The sequence below is a fragment of the Pseudomonas sp. 2822-17 genome (genome assembly GCF_002742485.1).
GTDB classification, from domain to species: Bacteria; Pseudomonadota; Gammaproteobacteria; order Pseudomonadales; family Pseudomonadaceae; genus Aquipseudomonas; species Aquipseudomonas cyclaminis.
On record NZ_LJRZ01000216.1, the window covers coordinates 1 to 310 of the forward strand.

Below are 310 nucleotides of genomic sequence, written 5' to 3' on the forward strand. Positions count from 1 at the left end.
ACCTTATTAGCTACCTGATATTCCGCTAATTCAATAATGTTTTCCATATGGTCACCAATTCGCTCAATATCCCGTACTGTATCCATTAACGTGGAATGAAGTCTGGAATCATTCGATGATAGAGAATTAGCTGATATTTTTACAAGGTAATCAGTAATCTTTCTATCGAGGTTATTAACAGCATCCTCAAACTGATATGTCATTTCTGCATGTCGTTTCGTTTTCGTTTTAACAAATTGAGATGCTTCAACAAGACCTTGTTGAGCCAATTCACCCATACGTAATGTCTCTTTTTTCGCTTGTCCTAATG

The 310-nt window shown here is 36.1% G+C and carries 1 protein-coding gene; it reads right to left on the reverse strand.

Going from position 1 to position 310, the window contains the following annotated elements:
- The coding region (locus AOA60_RS01640; protein WP_143522346.1) for a PhoU domain-containing protein at positions 1-310 on the reverse strand (310 nt) is incomplete at both ends.